This window comes from Lelliottia sp. 7254-16 (genome assembly GCF_002922995.1).
Taxonomy (GTDB): Bacteria; Pseudomonadota; Gammaproteobacteria; order Enterobacterales; family Enterobacteriaceae; genus Enterobacter; species Enterobacter jeotgali.
The window spans coordinates 61,533-87,169 of sequence record NZ_PQVS01000015.1; the positions used below are offsets into that span (position 1 = coordinate 61,533).

General features: G+C 55.1%; 25 protein-coding genes. 18 read left to right on the forward strand and 7 right to left on the reverse strand.

Annotated elements, in window-relative coordinates; all coding sequences use genetic code 11:
* Positions 1-9: 9 nt before the first annotated feature.
* The gene (locus C3708_RS18070) at positions 10-1,404 is read left to right on the forward strand and encodes an MFS transporter (protein ID WP_103949885.1); all 1,395 of its coding nucleotides are present in this window, start codon (positions 10-12) and stop codon (positions 1,402-1,404) included.
* Positions 1,405-1,443: 39 nt separating this feature from the next.
* Here the strand turns inward: C3708_RS18070 and trpS are convergent, their stop codons facing one another.
* Positions 1,444-2,448: a tryptophan--tRNA ligase gene (gene trpS / locus C3708_RS18075; RefSeq protein ID WP_103949884.1), complete on the reverse strand. Its 1,005-nt coding sequence runs from the start codon at positions 2,446-2,448 to the stop codon at positions 1,444-1,446.
* A 204-nt stretch (positions 2,449-2,652) separates the two neighbouring features.
* On the opposite strand from trpS, the gene C3708_RS18080 reads away from it, so the two are divergent.
* On the forward strand, positions 2,653-3,075 hold the full coding sequence (locus C3708_RS18080) for a FosA family fosfomycin resistance glutathione transferase (RefSeq protein ID WP_103949883.1): 423 nt from the start codon (positions 2,653-2,655) through the stop codon (positions 3,073-3,075).
* On the opposite strand, the gene C3708_RS18085 is transcribed toward C3708_RS18080, so the two are convergent.
* The gene (locus C3708_RS18085; RefSeq protein ID WP_103949882.1) at positions 3,072-3,881 is read right to left on the reverse strand and encodes a GNAT family N-acetyltransferase; all 810 of its coding nucleotides are present in this window, start codon (positions 3,879-3,881) and stop codon (positions 3,072-3,074) included. The two genes, C3708_RS18080 and C3708_RS18085, sit on opposite strands and share 4 nt — an antisense overlap.
* Positions 3,882-3,923: 42 nt before the next feature.
* Positions 3,924-4,310, reverse strand: a complete 387-nt coding sequence (locus tag C3708_RS18090; protein WP_103949881.1) for a VOC family protein — start codon at positions 4,308-4,310, stop codon at positions 3,924-3,926.
* A gap of 267 nt (positions 4,311-4,577) precedes the next feature.
* On the opposite strand from C3708_RS18090, the gene C3708_RS18095 reads away from it, so the two are divergent.
* The 11 genes from C3708_RS18095 to foxA all read left to right on the forward strand — a co-directional run bounded on the left by C3708_RS18095 (position 4,578) and on the right by foxA (position 17,569).
* Positions 4,578-5,348 (forward strand): DeoR/GlpR family DNA-binding transcription regulator, encoded by a 771-nt coding sequence (locus C3708_RS18095; protein ID WP_095280611.1) that lies wholly within the window; start codon positions 4,578-4,580, stop codon positions 5,346-5,348.
* 64 nt (positions 5,349-5,412) lie between these two features.
* Positions 5,413-6,018, forward strand: coding sequence for an ATP-dependent Clp protease proteolytic subunit (locus C3708_RS18100; RefSeq protein ID WP_095280612.1), 606 nt, complete (start codon positions 5,413-5,415; stop codon positions 6,016-6,018).
* 531 nt (positions 6,019-6,549) lie between these two features.
* Entirely contained in the window at positions 6,550-7,671 is a 1,122-nt protein-coding gene (locus C3708_RS18110; RefSeq protein ID WP_095280614.1) for a cupin domain-containing protein, read from the forward strand.
* A 168-nt stretch (positions 7,672-7,839) separates the two neighbouring features.
* Entirely contained in the window at positions 7,840-8,577 is a 738-nt protein-coding gene (locus C3708_RS18115) for a DUF3944 domain-containing protein (RefSeq protein WP_103948245.1), read from the forward strand.
* Positions 8,574-9,458 (forward strand): hypothetical protein, encoded by an 885-nt coding sequence (locus tag C3708_RS18120; protein ID WP_103949880.1) that lies wholly within the window; start codon positions 8,574-8,576, stop codon positions 9,456-9,458. Before C3708_RS18115 ends, C3708_RS18120 begins: the two co-directional genes overlap by 4 nt.
* Positions 9,459-9,752: 294 nt before the next feature.
* Positions 9,753-10,682 (forward strand): ATP-binding protein, encoded by a 930-nt coding sequence (locus tag C3708_RS18125; RefSeq protein WP_103949879.1) that lies wholly within the window; start codon positions 9,753-9,755, stop codon positions 10,680-10,682.
* Positions 10,683-10,692: 10 nt separating this feature from the next.
* Positions 10,693-11,958, forward strand: a complete 1,266-nt coding sequence (locus C3708_RS18130) for a hypothetical protein (RefSeq protein ID WP_103949878.1) — start codon at positions 10,693-10,695, stop codon at positions 11,956-11,958.
* Entirely contained in the window at positions 11,955-13,589 is a 1,635-nt protein-coding gene (locus C3708_RS18135; RefSeq protein ID WP_103949877.1) for a hypothetical protein, read from the forward strand. The genes C3708_RS18130 and C3708_RS18135 overlap by 4 nt, the downstream gene beginning before the upstream one ends.
* An 8-nt stretch (positions 13,590-13,597) precedes the next feature.
* The gene (locus C3708_RS18140; protein ID WP_103949876.1) at positions 13,598-14,266 is read left to right on the forward strand and encodes an OmpA family protein; all 669 of its coding nucleotides are present in this window, start codon (positions 13,598-13,600) and stop codon (positions 14,264-14,266) included.
* 98 nt (positions 14,267-14,364) lie between these two features.
* The gene (locus tag C3708_RS18145) at positions 14,365-15,339 is read left to right on the forward strand and encodes an AraC family transcriptional regulator (RefSeq protein WP_103949875.1); all 975 of its coding nucleotides are present in this window, start codon (positions 14,365-14,367) and stop codon (positions 15,337-15,339) included.
* Positions 15,340-15,460: 121 nt separating this feature from the next.
* Positions 15,461-17,569 (forward strand): ferrioxamine B receptor FoxA, encoded by a 2,109-nt coding sequence (gene foxA, locus C3708_RS18150; protein ID WP_103949874.1) that lies wholly within the window; start codon positions 15,461-15,463, stop codon positions 17,567-17,569.
* Between the two features lie 140 nt (positions 17,570-17,709).
* Here foxA and C3708_RS18155 read toward each other — a convergent pair whose 3' ends face one another.
* The gene (locus tag C3708_RS18155) at positions 17,710-19,125 is read right to left on the reverse strand and encodes a PLP-dependent aminotransferase family protein (RefSeq protein WP_103948253.1); all 1,416 of its coding nucleotides are present in this window, start codon (positions 19,123-19,125) and stop codon (positions 17,710-17,712) included.
* Between the two features lie 176 nt (positions 19,126-19,301).
* Here C3708_RS18155 and C3708_RS18160 point away from each other — a divergent pair, with 176 nt between their 5' ends.
* On the forward strand, positions 19,302-19,472 hold the full coding sequence (locus C3708_RS18160; protein WP_095280622.1) for a DUF1127 domain-containing protein: 171 nt from the start codon (positions 19,302-19,304) through the stop codon (positions 19,470-19,472).
* Positions 19,473-19,520: 48 nt separating this feature from the next.
* On the opposite strand, the gene C3708_RS18165 is transcribed toward C3708_RS18160, so the two are convergent.
* Positions 19,521-19,775 carry a DUF4282 domain-containing protein gene (locus tag C3708_RS18165; protein WP_095280623.1) on the reverse strand — a complete coding sequence of 85 codons (255 nt, stop codon included), beginning with the start codon at positions 19,773-19,775 and terminating at the stop codon, positions 19,521-19,523.
* Between the two features lie 107 nt (positions 19,776-19,882).
* Positions 19,883-21,274 carry a PLP-dependent aminotransferase family protein gene (locus C3708_RS18170; RefSeq protein WP_095280624.1) on the reverse strand — a complete coding sequence of 464 codons (1,392 nt, stop codon included), beginning with the start codon at positions 21,272-21,274 and terminating at the stop codon, positions 19,883-19,885.
* A 101-nt stretch (positions 21,275-21,375) separates the two neighbouring features.
* Here C3708_RS18170 and C3708_RS18175 point away from each other — a divergent pair, with 101 nt between their 5' ends.
* A complete protein-coding gene (locus C3708_RS18175) occupies positions 21,376-21,855 on the forward strand; it encodes a carboxymuconolactone decarboxylase family protein (RefSeq protein ID WP_095280625.1) in 480 nt (159 codons plus the stop codon).
* Here the strand turns inward: C3708_RS18175 and C3708_RS18180 are convergent.
* A complete protein-coding gene (locus tag C3708_RS18180; RefSeq protein ID WP_103949873.1) occupies positions 21,842-22,744 on the reverse strand; it encodes a LysR family transcriptional regulator in 903 nt (300 codons plus the stop codon). The two genes, C3708_RS18175 and C3708_RS18180, sit on opposite strands and share 14 nt — an antisense overlap.
* Before the next feature lie 99 nt (positions 22,745-22,843).
* Between C3708_RS18180 and C3708_RS18185 the strand changes: the two genes are divergently transcribed.
* From C3708_RS18185 to C3708_RS18195, 3 genes are all read left to right on the forward strand, one after another.
* Positions 22,844-24,253, forward strand: a complete 1,410-nt coding sequence (locus tag C3708_RS18185) for an aldehyde dehydrogenase family protein (RefSeq protein WP_103949872.1) — start codon at positions 22,844-22,846, stop codon at positions 24,251-24,253.
* A 161-nt stretch (positions 24,254-24,414) separates the two neighbouring features.
* Positions 24,415-24,741: an antibiotic biosynthesis monooxygenase gene (locus C3708_RS18190; RefSeq protein WP_095280628.1), complete on the forward strand. Its 327-nt coding sequence runs from the start codon at positions 24,415-24,417 to the stop codon at positions 24,739-24,741.
* A 35-nt stretch (positions 24,742-24,776) separates the two neighbouring features.
* Positions 24,777-25,472 carry a helix-turn-helix transcriptional regulator gene (locus C3708_RS18195; RefSeq protein ID WP_103949931.1) on the forward strand — a complete coding sequence of 232 codons (696 nt, stop codon included), beginning with the start codon at positions 24,777-24,779 and terminating at the stop codon, positions 25,470-25,472.
* The last annotated feature ends 165 nt before the right edge of the window (positions 25,473-25,637 follow it).

Consider the following 25,637-nt stretch of genomic DNA (forward strand, 5'->3'; position numbering starts at 1 on the left):
GTACGCACTATGGCAACGACAATGAAAATACCGTCTCACGAGTTGTGGTCCTATTTTGGCTATGGTTTAGGTCAGTGTTTTAGTTTTGGTTTAGTGGGTTCATTTATTAACTATTTTTACACCGACGTGCTGGGGATCTCGGCCCTGGCGGCAAGCTCGATCTTCCTGATAGCCCGCGTCTGGGATGCGGTTCACGATCCGCTGTTCGCCAGTATTATGGACACCATTAACAGTCGATTCGGCAAGTTCCGGCATTTTTTGCTTATCGCTCCGCTGCTGATCACCGGCGTCACGCTGCTGTCGTTCTATAAAATCGAAGCGGACATGACCACCAAAATCCTCTACGCCGGGGTGACCTATATTCTGTGGGGGACGCTGTACGCGATCTCCGATATCCCGTTCTGGTCGATGTCGTCGGTAATGACCAACGACTCTGCCCAGCGCACCCGCGCGGTGACGGCGGCGATGCTCGGCGTCAACGCCGGGATCGCCTGTGCGAATATCTTCTTCCCGAAACTGGCGGCGTTTTTTGCCCAGTACAGCAACGACAAAGGCTATTTCATGGCCGCGCTGGTGATGATGCTCTTCGGCCTGCCGCTGATGTTAAACGGCTTTATGCAGATTAAAGAGCGCGTCCCGCCGAGCGCGGAGAAGGTGACGATGCGAGACACCTTCCACAATCTGCGTCAGAACAAACCGCTGTTCGTCATCCTGCTGTCGTTCTTTTTCTGCGTGTTTCATAACGTCGCCAACGGGATTTACATCTACTTCTTTATCTACAACCTCGGCGACGGCAGCCTGCAGATGGCGATCGGGATAATGGGGATCGTGGCTGCGGTGGTGTGCCTTATTGCGCCGATGCTGACGCGCAGGATGCAGAAGCGAAAACTGTTTATGATCCTCTGCGGGCTGGATATCGCGGTGCGCGCGGTGATGTGGTTCGCCGGGTATCAGCACACGGCGCTGCTGTTCCTCCTGCTTGGCCTCAGTACGTTGTTCGTGATGATGACCAACATTCTCACCTCGTCGATGATCGCCGACACCATCGAGTACGCCGAGTACCACACCCATAAACGCTGTGCGGCGATCACTTTCTCCGGACAGACCTTCACCGGCAAGATGTCGGTGGCGGTGGGCGGGGGCTTGATCGGCGTGTTCCTGACGATGATCGGCTACGTGCCGCAGGCGCAAACCCAGAGCGATGGCGTGCTGACCGGGCTGTTCTTCGGCATTTGTCTGCTTCCGGCGATTGGCTCGCTGATCCGCCTCGGCTGCATGTCGCGCTTTACCTTTACCGAAGAGAAACATGCGGAGATTTGTCGTCTGCTGGCGGAGCGGCGTCATGCTTCCGCGCAGGATGTGGAAGGCGACGAGCGGCTGGATCGTCCGGTCTCGGTAAATTAACTTTTGTGGACGCCTGCCCGGCAGGCGTCCACCAGTCCCTCAGAACACCGGCACGCCCAGCCCCTGTTTCACCTCTTTGAGCGTCGCCTGCGTGAGCTCGTGCGCCCGTTCGCTGCCGTTTTTCAGCATCGCCATCAGTTGGCTTTTGTCCTGAATGTAGGTCGCCCGACGTTCACGCATCGGCGCGATCAGCTCCTGCAGGCACACTTCCAGTTCGTTTTTACAGGTTCTGTCGCCCAGTCCGCCCTGCTGATAGTGGGCTTTCATCGCCGCGACTTTCGCTTTATCGGCGTGGAACGCATCCAGATAGGTAAACACCACGTTGCCCTCGACCTGCCCGGGATCGCTCACTTTCAGGTGGTTCGGATCGGTGTACATGGCGCTGACGACGCGGTGGATGGTCTCTTCGCTTGCCGACAGGTGCAGCGTGTTGCCGAGGGATTTCGACATCTTGGCGTTGCCATCGACGCCCGGCAGTCGGCTGGTGTCGCTCAGCATCGCCTTGCAGTGGCGCAGCACCGGGGCGGGCAGCAGGCTATTCATCTTGTGGACGATTTCGTTGGTCTGCTCGATCATCGGCAACTGGTCATCGCCAACGGGCACCACTTCTGCTTTAAATGCGGTGATATCCGCTGCCTGGCTGATGGGATACACGAGAAAACCGGCGGGCAGCGAGCGGGCAAAACCTTTTTGCGCGATCTCATTTTTCACTGTCGGATTACGCTCCACGCGTGCCACGGTGACTATGTTCATGTACAGCATCGTCAGTTCGGCCAGCGCAGGCAGGGCGGATTGCAGGCAGATCGTCGTGAGATCGGGGTCGATGCCTGCGGCGAGGTAGTCGGCCAGCACTTCGGGGATATTATCGCGGATTTTTTGCGGGTTGCTGCCGTTATCGGTCAGACCTTGCAGGTCAGCGACCAGTACAAACTGCTGATAATCTTGCTGGAGCGCGACGCGCTGGCGCAGCGATCCAACATAGTGCCCAAGATGCAGAGGGCCAGTCGGACGGTCGCCAGTCAGGATAGTGGTTTTGGTGTTCATGTAAGACTCCTTAAGGTTTTAAAAGCCGAAAGACGTCTTAGAAATGCAATAGCCGCCTTTCGGCGGCTATCTGAAAAGAGGGAAAACAATTCCGGGCCGCCTTTAAGAAGGCAGCCACCACTGGGTGTGATGGAAAGCGGGGAGGTGTTTTCTGTTCATCGAATTACCGTATCATGTTCTGAGCGAAACACAACAGGAGATCACATGCTGCAATCACTGAATCACCTCACGTTGGCCGTCAGCAACCTGCAAACTAGCGTAAATTTCTGGCGCGATCTGCTGGGATTGTCGCTTCATGCGCAGTGGGACAAGGGCGCATATCTTACCTGCGGCGATCTCTGGCTGTGTCTGTCGTTCGACGAAACCCGCGACTACGTTCCGCCTGATGTGAGCGACTATACCCACTATGCGTTCAGCGTCGCACCCGCCGATTTCGACACCTTCTCGCACAAGCTGGAGCAGGCGGGTGTCACCGTCTGGAAAAACAATAAAAGCGAAGGGGCGTCGTTCTATTTTCTCGACCCGGACGGACATAAGCTGGAGCTGCACGTGGGCGATATCGCCGCGCGACTGGCGGCGTGTCGGGAAAAATCCTATGCGGGGATGCGGTTTTATTCGCCGGATTAGTCGCTAATCATCTCGCGCTGCGTAATCTCCATCTGAGCGTAACCTGCCGCCAAAAACAGCGGCGTCAACCGCTCCGGCACCGAGACCGGGGTGCTGATGCCAGGATACTGCTCGCACAGGATCTGCAACATTCGCTGAGCCTCACCCTTGCCGCGCGATGCCGGTTCCACAAACAGATAGCGCAGCTGCGGCGTCAGGCCGTGAGTCGTGATGGCCGCCCATGATCCCTGACCTGTGTTTAGCACCGTGCAGGGCAAGGATCGCAGCGTCAGCGGATCCAACTGCCAGGGCGTGGCCTGCGATGGTGCAGAATAAACGGCGCGGTTGAGAGCATCTGGCGTGGCAGTATGCAGTTTCGCGCCCAGGGCGTTTTCCGGCGAGGAGCCTTTAAACCCGTGCAGCGCCTGCGAATCGCGAAAACCCAGCGATGTGTACAGCGCAATCCCGGCGTGGTTTTCGGCGATCACCTCCAGGTAAACACGTGTCACCCCTTTGGTTTTCAGAGCTGCGAACAACGGCGCAAGCATCGCGCGCGCCAGCCCTTTCCCACGAAGGTCGGGAATAATGGCAAACGCCGCCAGACGAGCAAGAGAATCTCGTCGGGCGATAATGGCGATGGCCACCGGCTCACCGTTCTGCAGCCAGACGCAGGAGTCCTCCACGCTCATCCCTTCGGAGCCGAAACGCAGGGCAAAAGCTTCCGGTGTGAGCGAGAAAGGAACGAAATAGTTCTGAAAGCAGCGCCCCAGAATGTCAGTAAGTTCCGTAAAGCTGAAATGAAGGGCGCTGACTGCGGTCAGTTTCATGGTGGACTCAATGTAAGGGTTCCAGGCCACCAGTGTAGCGGATTACTCGCCCACCAGCTCAATCCGGTTTCCGTCTGGATCGGCGATCACCGCTTCGTAAAATCCATCTCCCGTCATGCGCGGTGCGCTGAGCAGCGTGCCGTTCTGCTGTGCTTGTTCCGCCATGCGATCCACGTTGGCTTTGCTGCCAACGTTGAGAGCGATATGCGCCCAGCCAACAAATTCTGGATGCGCGGGCGCGTCGGCCAGTTCCGGTACCGTCATCAGCTCAATCGTTGGTCCATCGGTGAGCGTAATAAAATGCGACTCAAATCCAGGGCGATTTTTGCTGATGTATTTCTCGTTGCTGCGGCCTCCGAAAACCGTTTCCCAAAACTCAACCTGCGCTGGCAGGTTACGGGTCCAGAGTGCGACGTGTGCAATGTTCATAGTAAGCCTCGTTGTTTACTGGGTGTTATTGAATGATGTTCCTGAAACCGGGCGGGAAGTTCCTCCCGCGGTACTTTTTGCTGCGAGCGTTCCGCGTGAATGACGGGTTGAAACCAGAATCCATCATACGGGTGACTGGCAGCCAACGGGGTCGACGGCTTGTTGCGATTCATCATCACGCTCCTTCACAGCGTACAGATTGACAGGTTGAGCGTCATGCAACATTATGCGCATTGATGCTCGATTTGGATTTTAACAGGACTATTTATGCTCGATTATGCTGCTTTTCCGGAACAACGACAAGACCTGATCCGTAAGATCCTTCAGGAGAGCGGGAGAGTGGTTTGCACAGAATTAGCCACCCAGATGAAAGTCTCAGAGCACACAATTCGCCGTGATTTACATGAGCTTAGCAAAGAAGGGCTGTGCAAAAAGGTGTACGGTGGCGCGGTGCTCCAGCTGCCTGACGCAGGGAACTTCCTCAGTCGCGAGCCAAAAAACCACGCAAAAAAAGACATGATCGCGCAGAAAGCAGCAACCTTTATTAAACCGGGCGGCTGCATCTTTATTGATACGGGCACCACCAATCTGGCGCTGGCGAAGGCGCTACCTGCGGATTTGAAAGTGACCATTGTGACCAACTCCCCGGCGATCGCGGCGGAGCTGCTTCGCCACCCTCTGTGCGAAGTGATCATGACTGGCGGGCAGATCCAGCGCGCCTCCGGCGGTGCGGTCGGGGCGACGGCGGCCCGTCAGATCCAGGGGATTATCTTTGATCAAGCCTTTATCGGCGGCTGCGCGATGGACCCAGAGATGGGGCTGACCGGCTTTGATTTTGCCGACTGCGAGTTCAAGAAAACGGTGATCGCCCAGAGCAACCAGACGATCGTGGCGCTGACCACCGATAAGATCCCCGGCGTGGCGCGCTTCGTGGTCGCAAAAACCGGTGATATTGACCTGCTGGTGGTTGAAGCGAGCATGAACAAAGAGGTTCTTGATGCATTTGCCACTCAGGATGTTCGCATTGTGTGCGCCTGACGACTTTGCCTGGCAAAACAGGCTACACTCTGACTTTGAGCGCTAAAAGCCGAGGATAACAACAATGCACTTCACACAGAAAGATCGCGATAACACAGAAAAATCAGAAGGGAAAAACGGCGCGGGCGCACTGCAGCAGAAATTACTCGAGTCCCGCTCGATTATTATTTCCGGCGAAATCGACCAGGCGCTGGCGGAAAAAGTGATCACTCAATTGATCCTGCTGCAAAGCGTGAGCAACGATCCGATCAAGCTGTACATCAACAGCCAGGGCGGTCACGTGGAAGCGGGTGATACCATCCATGACTTTATCAAATTTATCCGCCCGGACGTGCACGTGATCGGCACCGGTTGGGTGGCGAGCGCCGGGATCACGATTTTCCTGGCGGCGAAAAAAGAGCACCGTTACGCGCTGCCAAACACCCGCTTCATGATCCATCAGCCGCTGGGCGGCGTGCGTGGTCAGGCAACGGATATCGAGATCGAAGCGCGCGAGATCATCCGCATGCTGGATCGCGTGAACAAACTGATTGCTGATGCGACCGGTCAGCCGCTCGAAAAAGTGAAAAAAGACACCGACCGTAACTTCTGGATGTCTCCTGCCGAAGCGCTGGATTACGGCATTGTCGGCAAGATCATCACCCAGTATGACGAGCTGAAACTGGATTAAGTGTTCTTGTTAGCGCCCGATTTCGGGCGCTAACGTTCATGTAATATAATCGCAATCCAGTTGGGTCTGATCATTTCCGGAAATTCCGGATACGGCTCTAGCCGCGTACAGGCTCCCGCCCAAATATACGTATCCTCTCCTACCCGATACCAGTGCGCATTACCTTCCACCGCATCACCCACTACCGCACCGTGAATGGTCACGCGGCTCCCGGCTGGCAACTCATGTGCGACGGGCGAGAATACTGACGGATTATCCCTGCGCGTGAACACTCCCATCGTAGTTTTAACGTTTCCAGTAACGGCGAGTTCGGTGAAATTGCTCATATCAGGCCTCATGACAGCGCGCTATTACGTTAACGATATAAGTCGCTAACGATCGGGCGATAACCATAAAGGCTGAAACTGTCACGGTGTGTCATGCGAACGGCTGAAGGGCGAGGGATTTGGCAGGCAATTGACCCACGACAAAGCAGCCGCCCGGCCCGTCTCTCATAATCGCACCTGTTTCCCTTCTCACTGGTGCTTTCCCATGGCGTATCAACTGAATCTCAACTGGCCGGAATTTCTCGAAAAATACTGGCAAAAACAGCCCGTTGTGCTGAAAAATGCCTTCCCGAATTTTGTCGATCCGATCACACCTGATGAGCTGGCGGGCCTGGCGATGGAGCCGGAAGTCGACAGCCGTCTGGTCAGCCATTTCAACGGTGAGTGGCAGGCGAGCAACGGTCCATTCGAACATTTTGACGGTCTGGGCGAAACTGGCTGGTCGCTGCTGGCGCAGGCGGTGAATCACTGGCACATGCCGTCCGCTGAGCTGGTGCGTCCGTTCCGCGTGCTGCCGGACTGGCGTCTGGACGATCTGATGATCTCCTATTCCGTTCCGGGTGGCGGCGTTGGCCCGCATATCGATCAGTACGATGTCTTTATCATTCAGGGCATGGGGAGCCGCCGCTGGCGCGTGGGCGATAAACTGCCGATGCGTCAGTTCTGTCCGCATCCGGCGCTGCTGCACGTCGATCCGTTTACGCCAATTATCGACGAAGATCTGGAACCGGGCGATATACTCTATATTCCGCCAGGATTCCCGCACGATGGCTTTACCCATGAAACCGCGCTGAACTACTCCGTCGGTTTCCGTGGGCCAAACGGTCGTGACCTCATCAGCAGTTTTGCCGATTACGCGCTGGAAAACGATCTGGGCGGCGAGCACTACAGCGATCCGGATCTGACCTGTCGCGAACACCCTGGCCGCGTGGAGCAGTACGAGCTCGATCGCCTGCGCAGCATGATGATCGAGATGATCAGCCAGCCGGAAGATTTCAAAAAATGGTTCGGCAGCTTTGTCAGCACTCCGCGCCATGAGCTGGATATCGCCGCGGCAGAACCGGCCTATGAACCGGAAGAAGTGCTGGATGCGCTGCTGGGCGGTGAAACGCTGTCTCGTCTGAGCGGCCTGCGCGTATTGAACGTGAGCGGCAGCTTCTTTATCAACAGCGAACAGCTGGAAACGGTGGATGCGAAAGCCGCTGACGTGCTGTGCCGTTACACCGAATTTGGCCAGGACGAACTGGGCGACGCGTTGCAAAATCCGGCGTTTGTCGCGGAGCTGACGGATTTGATTAACCAGGGTTACTGGTTCTTCGAAGAGTAAATACCTTCCCCTCTGACGGTCTTTGTTTTCAGCAAAGGCCGTCATCTTAATGCCTACAATTATTTTTATTGCAGTTTTCGGCAGCGATGCCGTTAATAACTATTGATAACTCGCTTAAAACAAATTTCGTTATCAGGGCTAGAAATAACATTTAGACGGTAAGAGATTATGGGCAAATTTAGAGCAGATAAAGATCTTGAACTACTTCGCTATTCAGATAATGAGATGCTGGAAGTCCTCGTTAAATACCTCACCACAGATAAAGACGGCTCCACACGTTACACCGAATCATTAACCGGTGAAAAAGCATTCCAGGCTGTCGGCAAAGATTATAAACAGGCCTGGCAACTTATTGGGGCTGAACTTCAGCACTTTGGCGGCGACACCTTTGTCAATCTTTTCCGGGGTAATGGAGTGATGTACAAAGAGATATTGACCGATGTCTGTAAGAAGTTATCGGTAAAAACAGATTTCTCAGCCGAAGTGGTGGATATTGAACAGGCATTACTGGCGAAGTTGTTTAGCGATTCCTGGGAAAAGATGAGCGAAGAAGAGCGGAAAAAGATTCGCAGTGAGCTGAAGATTGACGGTAATCTCGCCAGCAGCGCAGCGCTCACTTCTATTATCACCGCCATTCGCATGGGCGGGTTTATGTCGTATCAGGTCGCAATGATTGTGGCGAATGCGGTTGCCAGAGCGGTTCTTGGCAGAGGACTGACCTTGGCGGCGAATGCGGGGCTTGCTCGTATGATCGGTGTCTTTGCTGGCCCAATAGGTATCGCGATTACTGCGTTGCTGACCATCCCTGCTATCAGCGGCCCAGCCTTTCGCGTAACGCTTCCCGCAGTGGTGCAAATAGCCGCGATGCGCCAGCAAATGCTGAACCAAAAAGAGGATTTCTTTTGAAAGAGACCTTGCTGACCATTGACTGGATCAATGTCTACAAAGAAGTGAAAAGCGCTATCGAAACAGGCCATGCTGTCATACGTGATGGCGTAGCTTACTGGCATTCAGCGTCAGGAAAATCAGGCATTGCTCAGCATTTGCCTCTGAAAGAGGTGGTGCTTGATACCGCGTCCATCGGCGAAGTAAAGCAGCTGATGCAAATGGCCCAGACAATGCAACTGGCCGCCGTGGGATTATCAACGGGCGTCATTGTGGGTGCAATGGTGATGCAGACAATGTACCTGGCACAGAAAATTGATAAGTTACAACAAAGCCTCGACGTCATTTCCGGCGATGTTCATGCCCAGAACGTTATTTTCTACATGGAAAAACTGTCACGCTATTTTGGGGTGGTTGAATCGGCTCGTGTCTTGCTGCTGGATAAGTCTCTGGTCGAAGAGACGCACGATGTTGCCGCGAATTTGATTGCCCAAATGAGCAGTGAAAGAAATGAAGTCCTGTCGTTTATTGATAATTTGCTTTCATACGCCGATAAGCTCAGTGACAGGCATTTAGAACAAGTGCTCGATTTTATTACCATCATGCTTGATACCATGCCTAAAGCTATTTATGTCGAAAGCCAGCTTTGCGATCGCTATGGTAAATTCCGGTTGGCTGAGCATCTGATGCGTCAAAATGCACGTCGTTATGCGTTGACACTTGAGCATTATCGTCAGTGGTGCAATGACAAAGTGAAAGAAAGCATCAGCGGGCGTTCCGACCCTCAGTCTCTTGCGTTCAACCGTAAACAGGATGATTTACGACTGTTATTTAAATCTGAAGATAACGCTATGCTTTTACGTGAACTTCAATCATTTACTGCGATTCCTCTGAAAGCCTGACTCTCTTATTCCACTGCTCGCCAGGTACGAGGGTATAGCCCTCTCACTGGTGGGCAGATCATGTATGAATAACGCCACCGCTTCGGCAATACTCTGATCTCTGTTTTCTTTCCCACGCCGAATATTCCCTGACACTATTTGTCAGCCATCCGATCTAATTTATTTATGCCACCCAATATTGGTAGGTCGACTTAATACTTCATGAAATTTAATGGAGTTTTGCGCAGCGCTGCCGTTAACCACTATTACAAAAAACTTAATCCAAATTTGTGACCGTCTGGGGCGAGGTAAAGCATGTCTTTGGGACGTATTCGACCGCAGTTTACGCAGGGGCTGGAGAAATCCGTTATCGAGGATAAAAAGGCTTTTGCGTCAGCAGTAACGCCGCGATTTACGCTGGAAAGTGATGTGGCGCTAACGGCGCAGGTTATTGCACAGCTTGATGAAGCCAAAGCCAAAATAGAGTATTTCCATAAGATCTATGTCGAGTGGGGGTTTTCATCAGTTGACCCTCTTGGCAACGGTATTGTGCTGAATTTTTTTGGACCACCAGGAACCGGTAAAACACTCACGGCTGAGGCGCTGGCGGGATCGTTGCAGCACACCATTATGACCATGAGCATTGCCGATCTGGAAAGTAAATTCATGGGCGAAACGGCGAAGAATATTGCGGCGCTCTTTCGTCAGGCGAGCGATGAAAAGGCGGTTTTGTTTTTCGACGAGGCGGATACGCTTCTCGGCAAGCGTCTTTCCTCCGTTACGCAGGGGATTGATAACGAAGTTAATGCCATGCGTTCCACGCTGCTCATTGAGCTGGAAAAGCATACCGGCATTGTTATTTTCGCCACCAACTTTGTCAAAAACTACGATAGTGCCTTCCTGAGTCGCATTACGCATCACATCGGTTTCACCTTACCCGGTGCCGACGAGCGTTACCGGATCTGGGCCAAACTGTTAGTGGAAGCCATCCCTCTTGCCGATGCGCGAGACCTTATGCTGGAGCAAGCCACTTCACTTTCTGAAGGTCTATCTGGTCGCGATATTCGTAATGCGATGCGTCTGGCCTTACCAAAAGCCGTTCTGGAATCAGAACAAAAACTCACGCTGGGTCACCTTGAAAGCGCGCTGTCGCAAATTCGGGATGCCTACGGCGCGATTTCAGCCACGGTTGTAACCGTTCCTCCTCACATTGACACAGCTAAAAAAATGCTCGGTTTGAGCTAAGGGTTTAATTATGGGTATCTGGAGTCGTGTTTGCTCTTGTGTTTCCTCTGTCGCCTCGTTTGCCGTAAATGTGGTTTCGAGTGCCGTCAGTAAAGCCAAAGAAGTCGTCGGCAAAGCGATTGGTTTTATGGCGGAAAAAGCAGAAGGGTTTGTCGGGAAAGTGAGTCAGATGTGGGAACGCATCAAGCCGCATATTTCCACAGGACGTAAAATTCTGCAGGTACTGAGCGGCATGATTACCCTGCCGTGGATTAAAGCAGCACTGGTGGGGCTTGATCGTGCGCTGGCTTGGCTGGAAAAAGCGGATAAACACCCATTAGTCAAAAAACTCCAAAAGGCTTTTGAATGGGTCATTGCCTGGTGTAAAGACGCTCACCAGAAACAGCTTGATAAAGAGGCTCTCGAAGAGGCTCGCCGTCATGCAAAGGCGATGCAGGAGGCGAGTGGAGAGCTTCACGGAACTGAAAAAGCGGCAGTTGAAGCTATCGCGTTGATTAATGAATACATGATCGCCAAAGCCGAAGTGGATATTGCAGTGAAGGGCGATTCGCTGAAGGACTTTGAGTATTTCCTGCGTCTGCGTGCCGTGCAAAAGCTGCTCGCGTTCTATGAAACCCGTATGCAAGCCGTCCAGACGGTCAGCGATGTCGATGAAGATATGCATTTTATGGTGTATGCCGCCAACGCATTGATTCAGCAGAACGCTGAGTTTAGCGATGCAGACACAATGCGTCTGGATGAAATGACCCATCGCCTGTTCGGCAAACCGATTATTCCGTTCGTCTTTGAAGAGATGATTGTGGCGTGGGAAAAAAGCCGTCAGGTGCTCGAAGAGGAATGGGAAAAGAAAAACAGTACCCTCGCCAAAGAGCGTTTACTGCATAACCGCCTGGTTCGCGCTCAAAAATATGAAGAGCTGGAGCCCGCAGAGATCAGTGTTCTTAATGATCTTGCCATTACGCTGCCACGGGATACGGTCGCGCTGGAGCAGTTGGGTGATGATTTACTGGCTCGCCGTAATTACGTTAATGCGGCTGAAGGATTCCTGCAAATGCTGGAAAAAGATGAGCAGCAGCTGATTGCGGAAGGAAAAGAATATTTGCTTGAACAAGGATCAATGGTGGGAACATTACTGATCGATTGTTCGCAAAACGATCGCGCGTGGGCTTCGCTTTCTGCGGAAGAGCAAAGTCTGATCAACGATTTTGCCAATATTTTTGGTGCAGATTGCCAGAAACGTACTGAAACCGGTCTGCTGGTTGAGGTGATGGCATGAGCCTGTTAGTCGAGATCGGGCATTTTCTGATGCCGGGAATGGATGTACTGCAGCTGGGCTTTTTCGCCGTTATGCTGCTGGCTGTCGTCTATACCGGGTTAAACGTTAAGCGTAACGCGAATGAAACCTGCTGGCAGCAAGCCTGGGAGCGGAACGGATTACATACGACACAGCCGGGGATTTGCGCAGAAATCGGTTCCGCCGCTGAGCTCAGCCAGTCGGTGGCGACGAAAGCTGAAAAAATGGCCTCGGTGATGCCGGGTATGCTGCTGATCCTCGGTCTGTTGGGGACATTCCTGGGCCTGGGGCTGGCCCTTGATAAAGCCTCCGGCATTTTGCATAACTCAGGTAATAGCATCGGGGCGATGGACTCCTCCATGCGTGACCTGATGGACATGATGCAGGGCTTAGGCACCAAGTTTAAAACTTCTACCTGGGGGATTATCGCTTTCATTGCGCTGAAGCTCTGGGAGTCGAAAAATGGTTATGAAGAACGCCGCCTGAACTGGTGCATGTCGAAGCTTCAGCACACGCTACATGAAGAACATGCGTTAGAAATTAAAGAAAAGATTGAGCAGCGCCAGCAGGATGAAACTGGGCGAAATGTCGCCACCGATCGTCTGGTGGAAGCAATGGCCCAGCAAACGGCAGCCCTGCGTGAAGAGTTTATCCAGCAGGCTAAACGCAGTGAAGAATATGAAGCGCAGCGCCATCAACACCATCTCAATGCGCTGAAAGATATTGCTGATATCAACGTTCAATCCCGTAATTTGCTGGAAACCTACACCCGCAACAGCGAAGAAAACTTAGCTGCCTTGCAGCAGGCTGCGACCACGATGAGTGATGCCTCGCAAAAAGTATCAGGATCTGCGGCCAGCCTCGAAAGCGTGGTCTCGACGCTGGGAACCGATCTGGGTGTGGTGATGACGGAAATTAAACGTGAGCTGTCGCACGTGGTGAACGAAATGAACGCTGACTTTACCCGCAACGTCCAGCAGATGAGCGACAAACTGGCGGACTCAACCAGCCAGTTGAGCGCTACCATGAGCCAGATTGAAACCTCGCTGAATGATGCCATCACCCGTATGAATGACGCATTCAGCGGGAACATGACCAAAATGGCGGATCAACTTGAGTCTGCAACGTCGCAGATCAGCCTGTCGGTCAATAACATGTCGTCACAGATTGACTCCACCATGACGACGGTGAAGGAGAGAACTGAAGCCGCCGCCAAAATCCAGCGTCAGGCGATGGATGAGTTCTCTGAAACGAGTATGACGCTGAATGCAAAAGTCACCTCGATGACCACCTACATTGAACGCGTGACGAAAGAGATCGCCAGCGGGCTGGCGGCTGTCTCCGAAGGCAACCGTAAAATGGAGTTCTACATCAAGCGCTTCAATGACGCATTCGATGTGCTGGGTACTTTGCCGGAAACGGTGACTGGCATGACGACAGAGCTGTCCGCGCTTTGCAAACTGATGGATGCGCAGGTGTCAGCACAGCACACGCCAGATGAGCGCAAAACGGTGATGAAAGCGATGATGGATATTCAACGCAATATGACCACGCTGGTGACTGACGCTCAGCACTACAGAAGGCTCCTTGAGTCTGAACGCGTTGAGGCCTGATTTTGTCTATGAAAGATAAACCAAACGAATGGGTGTCGATCTCGGACCTGATGGCAGGCGTGATGGCTGTGGTGATGCTGATGCTGGTATTGTCGGTTCTGCAGAACAAAGTGGCCGAGGTGAAGCGCGAGCAGGAAAAAAACAGCGGTCAGGCAGCAGCTCAGCAGAAGCTGAATTCATTGATGCACAGTATGCAACAAGAGATGGTTGAGCAGGGCGACGCCGCGCTGGTGGGATTTGATATGGCCAGCGGTAAAATTACGCTCCGGGATAAAATCTTTGCTCGGGGAAGTGCCTGTATCACCGATCAGGCGAAGGATGCACTTGCGCGTCTGGCCCCGCGTATTCAGGAGTTCGTCAGCGGTTCAACCAACACCCAAGTTTTTGTTGAAGGGCACACGGATAATTTGGGAGTCAATAATCCGGTTGTTGATTATGCGCGGTTTTGCACTGTGTATGACGACAACTACACGCTATCAGCGGCAAGGGCTCGTGAGGCCCGCAAGCTGCTGATTGCGAATCTCAATGACCGTCAATCTCATCGCGTGATTGTCGCGGGGTTTGGCGACTCTCAACCGTTGCACGGGATCTCGCCTGGTGATGAGCGAAACCGCCGCGTGGAGGTACAATTTCTGACGCACGCTGCCGCACGGCAGGATCAGAATTCGGACTTGTAATCTTCCGCCAGCTCTCAGTGTCAATTTGAGGGCTGGCGTAGCCTTTGCGCCGCCGCAATGTTATGGTTCCTGCGCCACCCGCTCACACAAACGCCACCATGAACTCTGCCGCACTGCCTTATTCGTCAACCAAACGCCTGTTCTGCGTTGAGGATTTTATCGGCTTTGGCGAGCGCTACGGCATTGATTACCGCTTCCCGCATCTGGCCGATAATGCCAGCCGCAACAGCCCCGTTCTCCACGGCGATGTCGAAGAGATGACGCTCTCCTCCGGCATTTCGCTCACGCATTCCGACGTGCGCGTGCTTCAGCCCTACGAAACCACCTCTCGCCACAGTAGCCCGCTGTATATGCTGGTGGTGCTGGAAGGGTGTGTCACGCTGACGCTCAATGGCCAGGAATATCAGGTGCTGCCGGGCATGGCGTTTAGTTCACAGCTGAGCGAACAGCAGGCGATGAGTGCCCGTCACGATGCGAACAGTACCCTGAAAACCCTCTCTTTTGGCGTTTACCCAAACAATGCCGATCGCGAGAGTTTACTGGAAACACTGCTCCAGGAATGGCAGCGCCTGCAAGCGCCCACGTTTATCTGGCCGGTGCCTGGATTTGTATTGATCGGCATTCAGCATGCTCAGCAGAAGGGCCTGAGTGCTGTGTCACGCAAGCTGCTGCTGGAAGGGCTGATGTATCAGTTGCTCGGTCACGGTCTGAATCAGTGCCAGCCGCAGACGACTCGCGGTGCGTTACCGCAGTGTGGTGAACATGCGCGTCTGGAACATATCCGTCGTATGCTTGAACAGTCGCCGGAACAGGAATACACGCTGGCACAGCTGGCGACACAGGCGGCGATGAGTTCCGGCAGCCTGCGGACTAAATTCCGTCAGGCCTACGGAAAAACGGTGTTCGATTACCTGCGCGACTGCCGCCTTGAACTGGCGCGCTGCTATTTACTGGAAGGACATAGCGTGCAGCAGGCCGCGTGGATGTCCGGCTATCAGCACGCGACCAACTTTTCCACCGCGTTTCGCCGTCGCTACGGCATCTCTCCGAGCGACGTACGCCGACACGGCTAACCTACTTTTCCCCATCGCGCGAATATCTCGCATACGGTTTGTCATTGCGCATACGTAACCTGGCGTCACGGATAGCTGTTTGCATTCTCAAAAAGGTAATAATTCTTATTAACAATTAGAAATACCTTTGGAGAATTTCATGTTCGCTCAATCACGGCTGGCACTGCTGGTGGGATGCGTTACCGGCAGCGTTGCATTCCCTTTGCTGGCGCAGGATACGCCGAAAACCGAAACCGTTGTGGTCACCTCGCAAATGCAAAGTGGCGCGACCAAACTCGAAACGCCGGATATCGAAACCCCGCAGTCGGTGTCGATCGTGACCCGCGAGCAATTTGAAGAGCAGGGTGCGACCAGCGTGCGTCAGGCCGTGAGTTATACGCCGGGCGTATACAGCAACCAGATCGGTGCATCGAACCGCTTTGATTACATTGTGATGCGTGGTTTCTCCGACGGCAGTCTGGACAACGTCTATCTCGACGGCCTGAAGATGATGGGGGATACCAACTCCCACAGCTCGCTGGTGGTCGATCCCTGGTTCCTGGAAAATATTGAAGTCGTCCGTGGCCCGGCATCCGTGCTGTACGGGCGTTCATCTCCGGGCGGGATTGTGGCACTCACTTCGCGCAAACCGTCATTTGATGCGGGCGGTGAAATCAAACTCTTCGCCGGGAATAACGATCAGCGCGGGGCAATGTTCGATGTCACCGGCCCGCTGGACGACAACGACCGTGTAGCGGCGCGTCTGAGCGGGATGACCCGCTACGCCGATTCGCAGTTCGGCCCGCTGAAAGAAGAACGCTACGCGCTGATGCCGAGCCTGACCTGGCGCATCACCGACAACACGCGTCTCGATCTGATGGCCTATCTGCACCGCGATCCGGAAGGCGGCAGCCACTCTGGCCTGCCATACGAGGGAACCGTGGTTCCGCACGATGGCAAGAAAACTTCCAATACCTTCTTTGAAGGCGAGGACGATTACGACAAATACGACCGCCGCGAGAACATGGTCGGCTACAACATCGAGCACATGTTTGATAGCGGCTGGTCGGTGCGCCAGAAACTGCGCTACCTGCACACCAAAGTCGAGCTGAATCAGGTGTATGCCGCAGGCTGGCTGAACGAAACCGATCTGAATCGCGGTTATTCTGGTTCCGACGAGAAGATGAACGCTATCACCCTGGACAACCAGGTCGACGGCAGCTTCGATACCTGGGCGGTGAACCATCGCGTGCTGATTGGCCTGGATTATCAGGATCGCAGCAACAATACCACCGGCTATTATGGCGGCTTCCCGCCGATCAACGCTTTCCATCCGGTGTACGGCGCGAAGCCGGATTACATCACCATGTACAGCAAAGAGAAGCACAAGCTGCGCCAGACCGGCTATTACTTACAGGATCAGATGTCGATCGACCGCTGGCGTCTGACGCTGGGCGGGCGTTACGATCAGGTGAGCGTTTCCAATATCGACAAGCTCAACAACAGCCGTAGCGATCTGGACAAAAATAACTTCAGTAGCCGTGCGGCGTTACTGTATCTGTTCGACAACGGTATCGCGCCGTACATCAGCTACTCCACCGCGTTCACGCCGACCAGTTTTGCCGATGAAAATGGCCAGATTCTCGATCCAATGAAAGGCAAGCAGTGGGAAGCGGGCGTGAAGGTTGAGCCAGAAGGCATGAACAGCCAGTTCAGCGCGTCGGTGTTCCGTATTAACCAGAAAAACATCGCCACCAAAGAGGAGCCGACCGATCCGTACCGTTCCATCGGGGAGATCGAATCTGAAGGCGTCGAGCTGGAAGCGATCGGCCAGTTGACCGACAGCCTGCGCGTGCAGGCGGCGTATACCTATACCGATATTCGCTATAAGAAGAGCAGTCCGGAAGAAGAGGGCAAACGTGCCGTTTACGCCCCGCGTAATATGGCCAGCACCTGGCTGAGTTACGATGTTAAAACCGGTCCGCTGGACGGCCTGACGCTCGGTTCCGGCGTGCGTTACGTGAACGGCGTGACCAGCGATCGTCAGAACACGCACACGCTGCCGTCTTACACGCTGGTGGATTTGGCGGTGGGATACGACCTGTCGAAACTGGGTGTGAAGGGGCTGAGCGCGCAGCTTAACGTCAATAACCTGACCGATGAAAGCTACGTAGCGGCCTGTAACTCGCTGTCATATTGCTACTTTGGTGCCGAGCGCAGCATTGTGGGCAGCGTTTCCTGGAAGTTCTGATGTAAGTCCGTGCGGCCTGGTGCCCTCACCCCGGCCCTCTCCCACAGGGAGAGGGAGCAAAAACCAAAAACGGCAACCTGTGGTCGCCGTTTTGCATTGACCTTGTCGGCCGGGTAAGGCGCAGCCGCCACCCGGCAAAACTACTCTTCCATCGCGATATAAATCGCCTCACCCATTTTCTTCAACGCCTCGCGATTTTTTTCGGTAGGCGGCAGGGCGACGTTAATCCGCAGGCAGTTGCGATACTTCCCGGAGGCGGAAAACAGCGATCCCGGCGCAGCCTGAATTTTCAGCGCACACAGCTGCTTACTGACGCACACCATGTCCACCTGTTCCGGTAACTCGACCCACAGCAAAAAACTTCCTTTTGGTCGCGTGACACAAATCTCACACGGAAAATATTGCCGCACCCAGCAAGTATAACGTTCCATATTGTGCTGATAAATCTGACGCATACGGCGCACGTGGCGGTGATAATGTCCGTCACGAATAAATGCCGCGACCGCCATCTGCGTGGCCGGGACGTTGAACCCGCCCGCCGCATATTTCATGTGCATCACCCGGTCGTAATAGCGGCCAGGGACAATCCAGCCCACGCGCAGTCCGGGCGCGACGGTTTTAGTAAACGAACTGCACAGCAGCACGCGACCGTCGATATCGAAAGAGTGAATGGTACGCGGGCGCGGGTATTCTGCCGCCAGCTCGCCATAGATATCATCTTCGACGATCACAATATCGTGCCGCTGCGCCAGAGCCAGAACCTGCCGTTTGCGCGCTTCCGGCATGATAAACCCGAGCGGATTATTGCAGTTGGGCACCAGGATCACGGCTTTGATCGGCCACTGTTCCAGCGCCAGTTCCAGAGCCTCAATGCTGATCCCGGTTTCAGGATCGGTTGGGATCTCGATCGCTTTGATATCAAACCCGCGCAACATCTGCATGGTGCCGTGAAACGACGGCGACTCCACCGCCACAATATCCCCCGGTTTGCACACCGACAGCAAAGCCAGAGACAGTGCGCCGTGACAGCCGTTGGTGATCACAATCTCTTCTGCCGCGACGGTCGAACCGCCGTCGAGCATCAGGCGCGCGATTTGCTCGCGCAGCTCTTTGCGACCTTCCAGCACATCGTAGCTCAGCATCTCTGCCGGATTGTGCTGTGCAATGCGGCTCATTTCGCGCCACAGGGGTTTCAGGCTCGGCTGGGTCAGACACGGCGAACCGCCGCCAAAGGAGATCATCTCGCGATCGCCGCGTGCATCAAGCAGCATCATCACGTCATCCCACTGAGTCACGTCAACCGGGCGCTGTACCGGGCGCGTCATCGCCGGGACGGGCGGCAGGGCTTTCTTCTGGGAAACAAAATAGCCGGAGCGCGGCTGGGGGGTGATCAGCTGGAGATTTTCGAGGATCTGATAGGCCTGCTGAATGGTACTGATGCTGACGCCATGCTCCTGGCTCAGTGTGCGCACCGACGGCAAGCGCTCGCCGCTACGATACAGCCCTTGTTCAATACGCTGCGCCAGTAGATTGGCCAGATGTTGGTAACGGGTCATGCTGTATCCTCGATTATCCCCATACAGATTCGTAAACCAGTACAGATAGCGGCGAAAATCGCCATGCAGATTCATTTTTAGCGGATCTGTATGTTAAAGAAAAGTTGTTTTTGAATCTGTATTGTAAAGTGCCTTTCCGACGATGATAGAGCCTCAAACAGAGTGAGGAGAAGATCATGGAATTCAACGAAAACCGCCCGTTTCGCCCTTTTATCGGCTTCGTTTTAGTCTGGCAGGCGTTTGTGAAATGGCGTCGTCGCGAGCAGACTCGGCGGCTTTTGCAGGGCATGAGCGACGAACAGCTGCGGGATGTCGGGTTAACGCGCAATGATGCAGGCAATTTCTGAAGGGCAGGGCATTTATCTGCAAGGGGGGCGCAGATAAATGCCTGAGGTTTACTCTGCGGTTGTTTTGCTGGTGTTTTCCGCAATGCGGCGCAGATATTCGTTATTTTTAAACGCCACCATGATCAGCTCGAACATCACGCGACAGCCGATCAGGCTGAAGATCATGCCGATAAAGCCGGTAAAAAGATGCTCGGTGAACATGGAGTAAACGCCACCGATCAGAATAAGCAGCATGGCGATCCAGTAGAAAAAGACCAGCACGCGCGGCGTTAACAGATAATCAAATCCTAAAATTGACTTCATTTTCTTGTCCTTAGAAAAATGTCGGAACCCGACGAAATAAGCTCGCGGAGTATAACCAGAGTTATTCTGTCCCGTACACCTACGAAATTTACCGGGTCCGGATCGGGTTATTCCAGCAGGCGTAGCGTCTCGGCCAGCGGGCGTCGCAGTAGTTCCAGCGCCTCTTCGAAGCTGCGCACGTTGTTGTAGCCCATCACCAGCCCGTAGCGTTTGCCGGACCCGCGATACCACTCAGAAAGTGCATTGACCTGCAATTGCTGCGCCTGCCAGCAGCGGGCGATTTCGCGGTCGCAACTGCCTTTGGTCAGAAACGCGACAATGTGCATCCCGCCGTCGTTTTGCTCGGTGAAAAAGCGCTCGCCGTAGACTTCCTGAAGCGCGGCAATCATCCAGTCTCGACGCTGCTGATAGAGCGTGCGCATCTTCTTAAGATGGCGGAAAAAATGGCCTTCATTAAGAAAGGCGGTGAGGATTTTTTGCGTCAGCACCGGCTGGCCGCTGGCGACAATATCCGCGCAGTCGGTAAAGGCCTCGACGGTGCTGGCGGGCATCACCAGATAGCCCATGCGCAGGGACGGCATTACGGTTTTGCTGAAGGTGCCCATAAAAATCACCCGATCGTGACGATCGAGGCTTTTCAGCGACGGCAGCACTTTGCGGGTGTAGTGAAATTCGCCGTCATAGTCGTCCTCGATAATCCACGCGTCGTTTTGTGTTGCCCAGTCGAGCAACTGCTGTTTGCGCGGCAGCGACAGCGTCACTGCCAGCGGGCTTTGATGTGACGGGGTGACGATAGCAAAGCGGGCGTCGCGGTGATGGCGCAGAAGATAGTCCGTATCCATACCGGAACGATCCACGGGGACGGTGTGCAGGCGCGGCACGATCCGTTTCAACAGCTGCTGGCCCATAAAATAGCCCGGATCTTCAAACACCACTTTGTCACTGCGACTCGCCAGCGTATCGAGGATCAAACGCAGGCTGCCGCTGTAGCCGCTGGTGATCAGCACCTGCTCCGCCGTGCAGGACAGCCCACGCGAAATGTTCAGATAGCGGGCAATCGCCTGGCGCAGGGGAGCCCAACCCATCACCGGCGGGTTCAGCATCTCGTCCTGACGCATCGAGCGCGTCGCCTGGCCTGCTAATAGCAGCCACTTTTTATAGGGAAAACTGTCCAGCGCCGGAATACCCGCGCGCAAAAAACCGGCGCGTTCACGTTGGGTGATCAGCGATTCTGGCAGCGTGCCAGTGGCTTGTTCTAAGGGCGCGGATTGTTTCACCGGGAGATTCAAATCAGGATTTACCCGCGTCCCGCGCGCGCCCTGACTGACCAGATAACCTTCACCGATCAGAATCGCATAGGCGGTTTCGACGGTTTTGCGCGCCACCTTCAGCTCTTCGGCCAGCACGCGAATGGCAGGCACTTTGTCGCCGGGCTTCAGCACGCCGCGCGTAATGTTGTCGCGATAGCGGGTGTAAATGTCGTGATAGCCCGATTTCATGTCCTACCTCGTTTCACAAGTTTTGTGTCTTTTTACTATGTCATGATCGGCGTAGATTTGCCCCATCGCATTTGATATGCCGCATAAAAAGAGGAAAGACAATGAGCACTCGCGTTAACCACCACAAAGCCACACCTGCACTGGCCAAAGCCCTGTCCGACCTGAGCATGGCTGTCGGTAAAACTTCCATCGAACCGGCCCTTAAGCACCTGATCGATATCCGCGTTTCCCAGCTGAATGGCTGTACCTTCTGTCTGGATATGCACTCGAAAGAGGCGAAAATTGCCGGGGAGCGCGAGCTGCGCCTGTATCACCTGACGGTCTGGCGCGAATCGCCGCTGTTCAGCGCCCGCGAAAAAGCGGCGCTGGCCTTCACCGAAGCCCTGACCCAAATCAGCGTGGAAGGGATTAGCGACGAGCTGTACCGCAGCGTGTCAGAGCACTTCTCCGACACCGAAATTTCCGAGCTGAACTTTGCCATTGTGGCGATCAACGCCTGGAACCGTCTGGGGATCACCTCACGCATGGAGCCTGGTGCGATGGACGTGGCTTATGGTTTGAATAAAGCTAACCTGGAATAATCCCGCGTTCGCGAACCAGTGCCACCAGCGCCCGCAACCCCGGCGGAACGTGCCGGTGGCCGGGATAATAGAGACGCAGCCCGGCAAAGGGCTGCGTCCAGTCATTAAGTACGCTCACCAGTTCACCCGATGCCAGCTCTTGCTGGATATAAAGTTCCGGTAAAAACCCTATCCCCAGACCCGCTTTGACCGCCTGTATTGAGGCAAACAGATCCGACGTCGCAAAGCGCGGCGGAACCGCCAGCTCGTACCGTTCGCCGCGTCGTTCCAGTTCCCAGCGATAAATCCCCCCGTGCGCCATCCGCATACCAATTCCCTGATGGTGCAGCAGATCGTCCGGCGTTTGTGGGATGCCGTGGCGAGCCAAATAATCCGGCGTGGCGGTGACGAGCTGGCGGATATCGGCGGTAAGTGGGATGGCGATCATGTCCTGCGGGACGGACTCTTCCAGACGGATCCCCGCATCAAAACCCTCGGCGACAATGTCGATCAGACGCGCTTCGCTCGCCGTTTCCACGCGCATTTTCGGGTAGCGGATCATATAGTCGATCAGCAGGTCATCGAGAAACAGTGGGCCGATATTGTTCGGTACGTTCAGGCGCAGGGTTCCGGCAGGTTCGTTTGTCTCGCTGTGGATCTCTTCGCTGGCCTGGCGGATCTCCTGCAAAGCGGGGCCGATCCGCGCCACGTACCGCTGCCCGGCATCCGTCAGCGCGACGCTACGCGTAGTGCGGTTAAACAGACGCGTTTGCAGGCGGCTTTCCAGCCCGGCGATGGCGTTGCTCACCGCAGTCGCGGACATGCTCAGCTCCTGCGCCGCACCGCGAAAACTGCCGCGACGCACTACCGCCATCACCACTTCCAGCTCTGTGAGTCCTGAACGATGCATAGATTATCCTGAAAATCGAAATAACCTTTGCAGGATAGCGTGGATTATCGAAACGTTAAAGGCGTGCCAGACTGAGGTCATTCAGCCTGAGGAGGTGTTATGCGTCATATCGAACAGATTTTTATTAACGGCGAATTTGTCACGCCGCACGGCACAGAGCGTTTTGATCTCTACAATCCAGCCACCGCGCAGGTCTTTGGCCAAGTCCGTCTTGCGGATGAGCACGATGCCGAACGCGCGATTGCGGCGGCAAAAGCAGCGTTTCCGGGATGGGCCAAAACCACCCGTGAGGAGCGGATTGCCGCCCTGAAGCGGATGCATGCGGCGGTCACGGCGCGTCATGATGAATTACTGGAAGCCATAATCGAAGAGTACGGTGCGCCCGCGTCGCGCTCGGCGTGGATGGCGAGCTATCCGGCAGACGTGATTGCCCAGGCCATCGATGCGCTGGAAAGCTTTGAGTTCACCACTCAGACTGGCGCTGCGACCGTGCAGATGACGCCGCTCGGCGTGGCGGGTCTGATAACACCGTGGAACAGCGATGCCGGGTTTATCTGCGGCAAACTGGCGGCGGCGCTGGCTGCCGGCTGTACGGCGGTGATCAAACCGAGCGAAATGAGCGCGTGGCAAACACAGATTATCACCGAAGCCCTGAACGAAGCCGGGCTGCCCGCAGGCGTGTTTAACATCGTCACCGGGCGCGGTGAAACGGTCGGGGAGACGATCAGTCGTCATCCGGACGTGGCAAAAATCTCGTTCACCGGTTCAACGAACACGGGCAAAGCGATCCTGCGTAATGCGGCGGAGAGTTTTAAACGCGTCACGCTGGAGTTAGGTGGGAAATCGCCGACGATCGTTCTGGAAGACGCCGATTTAGCCGAGGCGGTTCCGCTGGCGATTCAGGCCGGGCTAATGAACAGCGGGCAGGCGTGCGTCGCCGGAACGCGTATTCTGGTGCCGCAATCGCGTAAAGCCGAATGCGAAACGGCGCTCGCCGAGGCGATGGCGGCGGTGAAATCGGGCGACCCGCGCGACCCGGCAACGGAAGTGGGGCCGATGGTCAGCGAAAAGCAGTGGCTTCGCGTGCAGGGCTATATCCGCAAAGGCACTCAAGAGGGCGCGCGGCTGCTGGCGGGTGGCGAAGGACGACCGGACGGAACACAGGCTGGCTGGTTTGTTCGCCCGACGCTGTTTACCGACGTGGATAACCAGATGACTATCGCCCGCGACGAGATTTTTGGCCCGGTTCTGTCGATCATCACCTATCGTGATGAGGACGAAGCGATCGCCATTGCCAACGACACGGATTACGGCCTGAGCGCGCTGGTCCTTGGCGGTGAGCGTGCGTCTGTCGTCGCGCAGCAAATCGAATCTGGCCGTGTGCTGGTGAACACCCTCGCCCACGAACCGAAAGCGCCATTCGGCGGATTCAAACACTCCGGCGTAGGCCGCGAAATGGGCGCGTGGGGGATCAGCGCGTTTATGGAGCCCAGGACGATTATTGGCTAACACCCTGCCCGGTGGCGCTGCGCTTACCGGGCCTACAAAACCCGAAAGGTAGGCCGGATAAGCGCAGCGCCATCCGGCAATACCGATATTTCGCTCCTCACCGAAGCATCCCTCCTGATTCCCCTGCATGCTCTTCGCAATATCACAGCGGAGAGACACTTATGATCGCAGTCCTTTTTGAAGCACAGTCCGCACCGGCGCATCAGGCGCGCTATCTGGAACTGGCGGCGGAGCTAAAACCGCTGCTGGCGGATATCGACGGATTTATCGATATCGAGCGTTTTCAGAGCCTGACCACCGAAGGCAAAATTCTGTCACTTTCGTGGTGGCGGGATGAAGAGGCTATCCGCGCCTGGAAGCAGAACGTTTTCCACAAGGCGGCGCAATCCGAGGGGCGGGAGTCGATTTTCGCGTATTATCGCATTCGCGTAGTGCAGCTGGTCAGAGAATATGGTTCGGGTGATAAGCCGGAGCAGGGCTCATGCTAAGCTGGTGGCAACGGTCAATCATACGTGGGCAGCCTGTGCAGAAGAAAAGTTTACCGACTGAAAATAGTGACGAGCTGGAGTGTGCCGTTGCGGCGATTGCGGCGGCGATGGCCGATCTGTCACGGGTTAAAATGCTCTCTGCTCTGATGGATGGTCGCGCCTGGACCGCAACTGAACTGAGCGCGGCGGCGGATGTGGCACCGTCCACGGCCAGCGGGCATCTGGCGCGGCTGGTGGAGGGTAAACTGATCGTCTGTCTGTCTCAGGGGCGTCATCGTTATTACCGGCTTGCCGGGCATGATGTCGCCGAGCTGGTGGAGCAGATCATGGGGATTTCGTGGAGCCGCATCATGCCGCCGGAAACCACGGCACCGAAATCCATGCGCGAGGCTCGCACCTGCTACGACCATCTGGCGGGCACGATCGCGGTGCAGATTTACGATTTCATGCAGACGGAAAACTGGCTGGAGCCGGACGGTTCGGCGCTGACCGTTCACGGGCGCGCGCAGTTCCTGAAACTCGGTATTCCAGTGAATACTCACTCCCGGCGCAAAGCATGCTGCGCCTGTCTGGACTGGAGCGAGCGACGATTTCACCTGGGCGGTGAAGCGGGCGCTGCGCTGCTGATTTTTTTGGAAACCAAAGGGTGGATTCAGCGGGTGGCGGGGTATCGGGAGGTGGTGGTGACGCCTTCCGGGAAGGCCGCCATTGGTCAGCATTTCAGCCGCTAAACGCCCGGTGGCGCTGCGCTTACCGGGCCTACAGGGCGGTTTTTCTCCCTCTCCCTGCGGGAGAGGGTTGGGGTGAGGGCAACAGCGCGCACCGAAAACAAATTCGCAATTCCTGCTCTTTCTCCTCTCGTTTCTTGATACTTACCTTGATAACTATTATCTTGC